At 60.0% G+C, this 8,931-nt stretch carries 7 protein-coding genes; 1 reads left to right on the forward strand and 6 read right to left on the reverse strand.

Translation table 11 applies throughout. From position 1 onward, the window contains the following. Window positions 1-4: 4 nt before the first annotated feature. The 6 genes from C480_RS16270 to C480_RS16295 all read right to left on the reverse strand — a co-directional run bounded on the left by C480_RS16270 (window position 5) and on the right by C480_RS16295 (window position 8,307). A complete protein-coding gene (locus tag C480_RS16270; RefSeq protein ID WP_049903831.1) occupies window positions 5-1,450 on the reverse strand; it encodes a sugar transferase in 1,446 nt (481 codons plus the stop codon). A gap of 249 nt (window positions 1,451-1,699) precedes the next feature. After that, entirely contained in the window at window positions 1,700-4,138 is a 2,439-nt protein-coding gene (locus tag C480_RS16275) for a hypothetical protein (protein WP_006666710.1), read from the reverse strand. A 53-nt stretch (window positions 4,139-4,191) separates the two neighbouring features. Next, a complete protein-coding gene (locus C480_RS16280; RefSeq protein WP_006666711.1) occupies window positions 4,192-4,941 on the reverse strand; it encodes a class I SAM-dependent methyltransferase in 750 nt (249 codons plus the stop codon). A gap of 88 nt (window positions 4,942-5,029) precedes the next feature. Beyond that, window positions 5,030-5,803 carry a UTP--glucose-1-phosphate uridylyltransferase AglF gene (aglF, locus tag C480_RS16285; RefSeq protein WP_006666712.1) on the reverse strand — a complete coding sequence of 258 codons (774 nt, stop codon included), beginning with the start codon at window positions 5,801-5,803 and terminating at the stop codon, window positions 5,030-5,032. Window positions 5,804-6,077: 274 nt separating this feature from the next. Beyond that, window positions 6,078-7,340: a winged helix-turn-helix transcriptional regulator gene (locus C480_RS16290; protein WP_241433841.1), complete on the reverse strand. Its 1,263-nt coding sequence runs from the start codon at window positions 7,338-7,340 to the stop codon at window positions 6,078-6,080. A gap of 127 nt (window positions 7,341-7,467) precedes the next feature. Continuing rightward, window positions 7,468-8,307: a hypothetical protein gene (locus tag C480_RS16295; protein WP_006666714.1), complete on the reverse strand. Its 840-nt coding sequence runs from the start codon at window positions 8,305-8,307 to the stop codon at window positions 7,468-7,470. Between the two features lie 183 nt (window positions 8,308-8,490). Here C480_RS16295 and C480_RS16300 point away from each other — a divergent pair. Then, on the forward strand, window positions 8,491-8,931 hold a 441-nt coding region (locus C480_RS16300), incomplete at its 3' end, for a phosphatase PAP2 family protein (protein WP_006666715.1).

Genomic DNA, 8,931 nt, shown 5'->3' on the forward strand with positions numbered 1-8,931 from the left:
GAGTTCAGTTGCCGCGACGAAGCGTGACCCACAGATCGGTGAGGACGGTCCACACCTGCCGAATCACGATCTTCACATCCATCCAGAACGACTGGCGGCGAATGTACGCGAGGTCGTAGCGCAATTTCAGCCGTGGATCGGTACTCTTCGCGTCGTTGATCTGCGCCAGTCCGGTCAGCCCGGGTTTGACGAACCAGCGTTTTCGCCATGCAGGCGCGTCCGCTTCGAGCAGGACCTCCTCTTCGGTCCAGGCGGCACGGGGGCCGACCACGCTCATATCCCCGATCAGAATCGACCACAGCTGGGGTAACTCGTCCAGGTGGGTTTTCCGCAGCAGGCGGCCGACGCGCGTGATGCGGTCGTTTTCCGAATCCGAAGCAGGAGCCGCGGACTCACCTTTGGGAATCATCGTTCGGAACTTGTAGACGGAAAACGTGTCGCCGAAGCCGGCGGTTCGATCCTGACTGTACAGCACTGGACCTGGACTGTCGAGTTTGATTACAACCGCAATTCCGATCACGAGCGGTACGGCCAGGACCAGCCCGGCGAGCGCAAAGGCGACATCGAAAACGCGCTTGAACAGGTGATCGAGCGGATCCCAGGGTTCGATGTCTACGTCGACGAGCGTTCCGACGGTCCCTTCTGTAGCCAGTACGCAATCGGCGTACTCGCGATGGACCTTCGCGTCGACGCCGTGTGCGTGACAGGCATCGAGTGCGCCGAAGAACTCGGCGCGGTCGGCGTGGCGGAACGCGAGGACGACGATGTCGATGTCGTACTCCACCAGAACGGTTTCGAGCCGGGAGAGACCGCCGATTCGCTCCAGCCCGGGTTGCCCCGCCGAGTCTGACTCGAGTTCGGAGTGGGAACTTGCAGAGACTGAGAGCCCGCCGTCGGCCGCGGGCTCGGCGTTGTCGCGTGGGGAGAGAACTGACGGGCAGAGATAGCCGAGAATTGGCATCGAGGTTGTCGTCGGGATCTGGGCCAACTGTTCGGGGTCGTCACCGACGAGCAGGAGGCGATCGGGATCGTCGGTCGGGCGGCGTCGGATCCAGACAAACCAGGCCGGCAGGACGAGCCCGAGCACGCCGACGGTCATCACGAGCGTTGCACGCGGAAGGCGGTATGACCACTTGAAATAGCCGAGTGTGGCGAGCGCGAGGCCGCCGACGAGGACGCGCTTTTGAGTGAGAAAGACGGTATCGAGAACGCGCCGCGGCTGGGGTTTGTAAAGCGGAAACAGGCTGGTAGTGATGGCGAGGACGGTGAGGGTAAGCGCCCAGACGAGAGAGTCGCCGCCCAAGACGGTGACCTCCAGTCGGTTGAAAAGTGGCACGTGCGTCGTGAATAGCGACTGTGCCATCGGATGGTTTGCAACACTCAGCGCGCCGAATACGGCAAGTATCGCACCGAAAGCACTTACCATTCGATACTGCCAGCCGGTCACCATTCGTTCCATGCCACACCTACGGATGGTATAATAGATTTCATGTTAGATAGTGTATATTTGAGATAGAAACATAGAGACTCACTCGCCTGTTGAACTCCGCTCACCCAGTGTTATCACGGATTGGCACCGTCACGGAGTCCGAGAGATAGTATGAGATTCGGAGAATAGATGCAGGTTCTAAACCGTCAATACCGTGGTCGCTCTCACACGGTGAGTTGAGACGGTACGTATTCGCATCGAACAGCGACGTTAGTTCAGCGGAACCGACTCCCTCGACTCGACTGCAGACTGGGAAACGTCGACCGACGCCGTGCCAACATCGTATTCTCCGGGATACGGGACGGTGACGGAGAACGTGCCGTCATCGCCGACGGTCGTCGATCGCTCGTACGTGAGTGTTTCGCCGGAAACGTCGGTCTCGGTTTCGACGGTAACGTTTTCGCCGGCCTCGCCCGAACCGGTAATCGTCGCGCCGGGGACGACGGCAAACGCCGTTACCTCCTCGTCGAGGTAGATCGCCTGGTAGTGCGTGAGCGGGTCAGTCTGGGATCCGCCCGTACCGTACTCCTCGTGGAGTCGTGATTGAGTCATCTCCGCGGATACGTTGCTCTGGTCGGTCAAAACCACGTAGCCGACACGGTCTCCGAACTGGTCGTACCAGCCGTCCGGATCACTCCCGGTTTGGAACTCCTCGAAATTACTAGCAGCGTATCCGTAGCTCTGGGACTCTCCATTGACGAAGTAGTTGTACATCCGGTTATCACCCCAGGTGCTCAACACGAAGTTTTCCGGGTATTCCCGATCGACGGTTTCGGCGTGCTCGTCGATAGCCATCGCCGCCTCGAATTCGGTGTCGCTGTACGTCGTCTGCGCGCTCAGTGACGGAAGGAAAATCAGGCTCATTCCGCAGATCAACAGCGCGACCCAGACGAGCGTGACGAGTTTTCGCCAGTTCCGCGGGACGACGATGCTCGGTGCGTACTCGCCTCCGTCAGCCGCGGGCTCGGGACGCTCTGTACGCGACCCGTCGCTCTCCCGGAGCGGTTTCGGAAGGCGGGCGAGGTCGACCCACGAAAAGAGGTACACGAGACCCATACCGCCGAGAACTGACAACGGGATCATCAGCTGTGCCGCAAAACGCATCTGAATCGTCGCTAAGACGAGCCAAACGAGTCCATAACTAGCGAGCAACAACCATCCGGGCTCGTATCGTTTGTAGGCGCTCCAACAGCACCAGCCTAACACGACGAGCGCGATGTAAAAGTGAAGTCCGATCTGCGCCATCGGTTCGAATATCACCGAATTTTCCGTCGTGAATAGCGAGCCGAGTTCCGTTGCATCGTGGTGCTCTCTGAAGAACAGATCGTCGGAACGGTCGAGAAGCCTCGCCCAGTCGTCGGGTCGAAGGGAGCGAAACGCAGCGGTACCGAGACCGGCGATAGCAATCTCGAGGCCGAGGAGGCTCGTACTAGACCGATCGAAACGCCGCCACACCTCACCGAGTCCGACTACGGCAACGCCGCCAATCACCACGAGCAGGGGGACAAGCCCGGCAAATGCCTCGTGCCAGCCTAACCGAAAGTGAAGAACTACCGAGATGAGGCTACAGACGCCTACACCGGCCAACAGCGACGCGTTCGCTCGTACCGGCGGAATCCCCTCTCGGACATCGATTGCCGCCTTCAGTCCGAGGTACGCTGCCACGGGAACGAGCATCAGTACGGAGCCGCCCCACGCGAAAATTGAGAAGGAGAGCGCAATCCCCAATGCAACGACGGCGATCCACGTGCGCGGATCCGATAAGTGTTGTCGGATTGCCAGGTCCACCGTCGGTTGATAGTCTCGCCGCCGCTTGAGATCCATCACTATCCAGGCAATCGAAAGCAGCGTCACGCCGAGCCAGAAGTACTGATGAAGACGATGCTCGAGAAACCCAACGCCGGTGTACACGGCGTGGATTGGCGTCAGCGCAAGCAGAAAAACCGACGTGACGCCGACACGAACGTCGTCAGTGATGACGACGGCGAGCCAGTAGAGGACGATCCCGAGTGCGAGCGTTGCAACGACGGGTAACCACGCGGCGACCATATCTGCTGCCCATTGATCGCCGCCGAGTAACTCGGCGACAAACCAGTTCGTCGCGTGAGTCAACGGACGCCGTTCAACTGCGCCCTGGGGGAGGGTTCCGACCACGCTCCAATCCGTGAGTCCATCCGACTCTGCGAGCAGTTCCTCCATCCAGTACCGGTAGTAGTACGGATCGTTTCCGCGCAAGACGACGTGCCCATCGCGGAATACCGAGCGATAGGTGAGCAACCGCATTACGACGAGGAGTGCGAGCGCCCCGGTAAGCGCCCCGATAGCACGCACATCGACGCCGGGCAGGCCCGAAAAGCGATCCGTCCCTGAACTCGAATCATCCGCACTCGACACCTCGTTACCCTCGAGAGCCGCTGTTACGCCTTTGCGGCTCGCAATACGGTACTCACCGCCGTCTTTCGTCACGATTCCTCGTGAGACGAGTTCACCGAACGTCCCCGAATCGAGCGGTAAGTCATCGAACGACCAGGTGTCGTGTTCGGTGTCGACCGCGAGAACAGCCTCAACCGCATCGCGACCGCCGTCGTGGTCTTCACAGAAGGCAGCTGTCGCATCGGCGACGGCAGCGGGGTCCGATTCATCGGCCATTAGGTGTACGTCTATGGGTAATATGATAAAAACTGCGAGTGCGCAGAGTGCGTTCAGTTGATCTCGGTCGTCTGACGCGCCTCAACGGGTTCCCGTTTCCGGTACTGGGCGATGTACGCGACGTGAAACTGCGGATAGTCGGCTACTGACCGGTCGAGCAGCGTAAATGCGAAATGAATCGGCAACGGTTTGGTGTACGAGGTAGGCCCGGGAAAACTGTAGAACTGTTCCAACGACCAGTCGAATTGGGTCGCGTGAATATCAGAAAACGTTCCCCACTCGTACTGGGTCGGGAACCGATCGTCGTCAGCGGATTCGACGCCCTGAAATCGAAACCAGAGTCTGTGGAACCAGAACGGAGTGCGGTCGGCAATGAGCGCGTAGTAGTGTCGGGGGTTAGGGACGAGTACAACGAACGATCCTGCGGGTCGCAGTACTCGATCGATTTCTTCCAGCGCCGCCCTGGGTTTTGGAAGATGTTCGAAGACGTACTCGGAAAAGACCAGATCGAACGAGTTCTCCTCGAAGGGGAGTCGTTGTCCGTCCCCTTTCACCTTCAATTCGGACGGGTTTTGTTCTAATCCGTTGCTATCAGGGTCGATCGAGACGATCTCGTTTTTATCCGAGTCGAGTCGGTCAGCTACCCCGTTTTTATCTCGTCCCGAGCCGAAATGTAATGCGCGAGAAAAGTCCTCGTCAGCGAGTAACGACCGGTAGATCGAGGATCTGTCGGGACGCGCGGGAGCGAGACGCTCGTCGACGCGGGAATTAACGCGTTTAATCGCGTTTCGAACCGAGACCATGAGATGTGTATCTGTTGAAATGACTTATAGCTTAGATCAGTGTCGCGAGTAGGTCGGTGGATTGGCGATTGACTGGATCGCCACGGATTTAGTCCATCTCCGCTTCGGGCGCGTCAACGGCGCGTCCGCTGACTTCGGCGGGCGGCACGGCCTCTCCTTGCAAGAACGCTTCCGCCCGGTCTCGGTCTGCTGGATAGCCAACGTCGACGCGCCAGCCTTCCATGCGGATCGCATCGATCGTCTGGCCCGATTGAATCAGGAGATCGATCGCATCCGAGAGTTCGTACTCGCCGCGGTCGCTCGGCTGGACGAGTCGGCAGGCGTGGAAGATCGCCGGCGTGAACGTGTAGAATCCGGTCATGACGAGATTCGACGGCGGGTCGTCGGGTTTTTCGACGACTTCGACGATCTCGCCGTACTCGTTCGTATCGAGCACGCCGTACCGAGAGGCTTCGTCGTACGGGACTTGTTCGACGAGGAACGCCGCGTCGGCGCGGTCCTCGCGCTGGCGGGACACGACGTCACCGAGGTTCGCTCGGAACACGTTATCGCCGAGCATGAGCATGAACTCGTCCTCGACGAGCGATTCAACCTGCAAGATGGCGTGTGCGAGGCCAAGTTGTTCGCGCTGGTGGGCGTAGGTGATCGGGACGCCGCGGTAAGCGTCGCCGTAGCGATTGATGAGTTGCTCTTTCAGGTGGCCGACGACGACGATCAACTCCTCGGCACCGACCGCCAGGAGGTTGTCGAAGACGTCTTCGATGATTGGTCGACCGTCGACTTCGACGAGCGCCTTGGGCTTGTCGTCGGTGAGTGGCTGCAGTCGAGTCCCCTTTCCTGCCGCGAGAACGACGGCTTGCATAGACACTGGCCACTCCGGCGGCAAGTAAATAGCTGGCCCCTGTGACTGCAGGACGAATTCTGTAACCGAGGCGGTCTAGGACGAGTTGAAAGGCGAGGGCAGCAGCGTCACGAGAGACTAGTACTAGCTAGTACTAGTGGTTCGACGCGCAGTTGTCTCTCTAGATTCCGACTCGATGCGATAGAGGGGCACGCTTAGTCTATAGTAACACTGTAACGATTCACTCACCGATCGCTAGCCGTCGTTCGATCAGGTGTGCAGTGACTTGCAGTGGCTACTGCGGGTCAGCTGGTGAGTCATCGCCGGTCGTCACGGCTCGAATAATTCGCAATTCCTCGTCTCGCGAGATGTACTCGGCGTCGAGGCAGGCGTGCAGAATTTTGTGCGTGAGTTCGGGATCCGAAAGCGGACCCGCCGCGCGATCACCGGGAGCGGATTTCGCTTCGAGTTCATCGAGTTGCCGTGAGAGGGTGGTCAACTGGTCGGTTAGAGCGCGTATCTGGGCGGTCTCGACTGTGGTGTCGGTTGCGGTTTCGGTTTCGGTGTCGGTCTTGGTTCCGGTCCCGATCACACGTTCGTCTTCGCTTTCGTCTGTCTGCTCCGCAGTCGGTTTCGCCTGCACAGCCGGGTCCGAGTTCAGCGTATCGCTCTCGGTATCGTCGCCGGTCACGGCGGGGGACTGATCGGGCTCACTTACGGAAGCGTGAGCGGATGCAGTGGTACTCTCGGACGGCTGCGATCGCGTTTGCGTCTCGGATGCAATATCCGAAGCTCCATCGGAGAGTGGCTCGGACGCTGCGTCACCCATCGAATCGGTTGTCGCCGCTGTTTCAGTACTGTCGTCCTCGGGATTCCTGTCACCGTTTTCGGTGTCACTTACCGTCCCGTCTCCGCTATCGGTATCGCCCAGCGATGGGTCAGTGTCGAACAGATCCGAGACGAACGCACGGCGTCTCGACCAGTCGAAGCCGTCGATCGAGTTCACGCGCTGGCTGATAGTGGCGCTCGTGACGCCGAGCGTGTCCGCGAGCTCGGCCTGGGTTGCGTCGGGTCTGGCGGCTACCTCTCGAAGCGTCTCTCGTTGTTTGGCGGTGAGCGCGTCCGAATCGATTAGCGCATCGGAACTCGTGCCGTGGCTGTGGGCCGAATTGTCGGTTGTCATCGATGGGTCGTCCGCTTGGGGATCGGCGTAATCGGTTTGGTCCGAGTCGTCAGATTCCTGAGTTGATTCGGATGTTGCGGGCTCTACAGACGCCACAGGTGGGGCAGCCCCGGCGGATGAGCCGGTTGCAGCGTCTCCCTCGGAGAGCGTCACTGTGTCCTCCGAGTCGTCCGACCGTCCCGGGTCGCCGTATTCGTCGAGAACCTGCTCAACGATGGAGACGGTTGCACCGCTCACATCGTCTGCAATCGCCGAAAGCGATGCGTCCGGTCGTGATTCGGCGGTGTCGAGGATCTTTTTGTGGACGATGGCGCGAGGGATGGTGTCGTTGTGAGGATGGGACCGCCCAGGGGTAGCTGATGTCGAATCACTCATTTTACCGGGCACCGAGGAGGTTGCTACGCGAGCCCACATCGACCACTGGGTTATACTTTTCTCACCCACTCATCACTAACACTTATTTCTAGTACTTTTCCGATGGAATTCAGCGCACAGTCGACCGCTACAACTCCATTTGATCCGTCCCCGACGAGAACAGAACGCGCCGGACGAACGAATAGACTGTCCCGAGGACGATTCCAAAGACGACGAGTGCGGGCAGACTCATCAGGTGCACGTACGGAAACGGCCGCGAGAGATCCAACACGACGCGCATCCAGACTGGCGCTGCAATCACAACGACGGTCAGCCAGCCGGCGACCCCGAAGAGCAATCCGAGCGCCGCGCCAGCGCGCGAACTCGTCACGTCCCATCGATACCTGAGAAGGGCGAAAAGTGCTGCAAAGACTCCGCTTGCGACGAGACTCCCACCACCTAGTAGCAGCCATCCCGCAACCGCGCTTTCGCGGCCATACAGTGCTGCCACCGTCTCTATTCGACCGGCCCAGGTGAGTACTAATCCAGCGGCGACAGCTGCTATCATCGCAGCGAGGCCCACAGCATAGCCCGTCAGAAGCGTTCGAGCGACGAGTTCAGCTCGTGGCAAGCGAGCCGCGCGAGCGCGACGGTCGCCGACTGCAGTTGCGGCTGTGAAGACGGTGATGGTTACGAGAAACGTCGCGACCGACACCGCGATACTCTCGAGTTCACGCGTTGCGATCGGCGGCTGATCGAGCGTGTAGTGAAACGCACACAGGTCTCCCCAGTGAGTGCTATGCAGGGTGGCGAGTTCGGGTTGGAACACCGGTATGATGTAGTGACTATCCGGTGTCATTCCCCAGAGTCCGCCGACGGCGACGAGCCAGAGATGGCGACCGGTGAGGTGCCCGCGAACGGCCAGCGGCGTCGCTGCGAACAGCACGAGCGTTGCGCCGGCGAGGAAGTGAACGAGTGCAGGAGCCATCGACTGTGACCACCCGGTCCCGAGACCGGAACGGTTCTCGCGCGGAGATAGACTGACGGCGACAATAAAGCGCGGGCCACAGTGTCGGTTTGCAAGAATTAACTGCCAGGCAGTCGTAGCGAGCGCAATGACGAAACTGCAGCAACGTGTTGAACGGCGTCAACGGGCGGGAACGGACCGGATATGAACCGAAACGTTGGCCTCACGGAACTTATTCGAGAGACCCTGCCGGAGTGGGCCGTCCCGGCGTTCGAGTTCATCGCACTGCTTGGCGACGAACTCGTCGCCGTCGGCGTGCTGGCACTCGTTACGGGTGTCGACGCGTACAGACGGACGGATCGCGAGGAAGACTGCCTTGTTCCGGATCGAACGGCGTTCGTGCTGGCGGTCGTCCTCGGTGGCCTGGCGCTGACGCTGATCTTGAAGACGGTGTTCGGTCTCTCGCGGCCACCGTCGTCGTTGCAAGCGATTCCGCGTTCGGGGGAGGGCTTTCCGAGCGGGCACGCGATGGCCGCGACGGTACTCTGGGGGGCGCTTGCAGTCTGGAGCGCGTACTCGACGCGCCGTCGTCGACTCGCCGGGGCGGCCCTTGTCATCGGTCTTGTCGCTGTCTCTTATACACAT

The organism is Natrialba aegyptia DSM 13077 (assembly GCF_000337535.1).
Classification (GTDB): domain Archaea; phylum Halobacteriota; class Halobacteria; order Halobacteriales; family Natrialbaceae; genus Natrialba; species Natrialba aegyptia.

Bases quoted from the DNA above. Each gene is read 5' to 3' on its own strand.
- C480_RS16270 (WP_049903831.1), bottom strand. From the start codon at position 1,450: ATGGTGACCGGCTGGCAGTATCGAATGGTAAGTGCTTTCGGTGCGATA.
- C480_RS16275 (WP_006666710.1), bottom strand. From the start codon at position 4,138: ATGGCCGATGAATCGGACCCCGCTGCCGTCGCCGATGCGACAGCTGCC.
- C480_RS16280 (WP_006666711.1), bottom strand. From the start codon at position 4,941: ATGGTCTCGGTTCGAAACGCGATTAAACGCGTTAATTCCCGCGTCGAC.
- aglF (WP_006666712.1), bottom strand. From the start codon at position 5,803: ATGCAAGCCGTCGTTCTCGCGGCAGGAAAGGGGACTCGACTGCAGCCA.
- C480_RS16290 (WP_241433841.1), bottom strand. From the start codon at position 7,340: ATGAGTGATTCGACATCAGCTACCCCTGGGCGGTCCCATCCTCACAAC.
- C480_RS16295 (WP_006666714.1), bottom strand. From the start codon at position 8,307: ATGGCTCCTGCACTCGTTCACTTCCTCGCCGGCGCAACGCTCGTGCTG.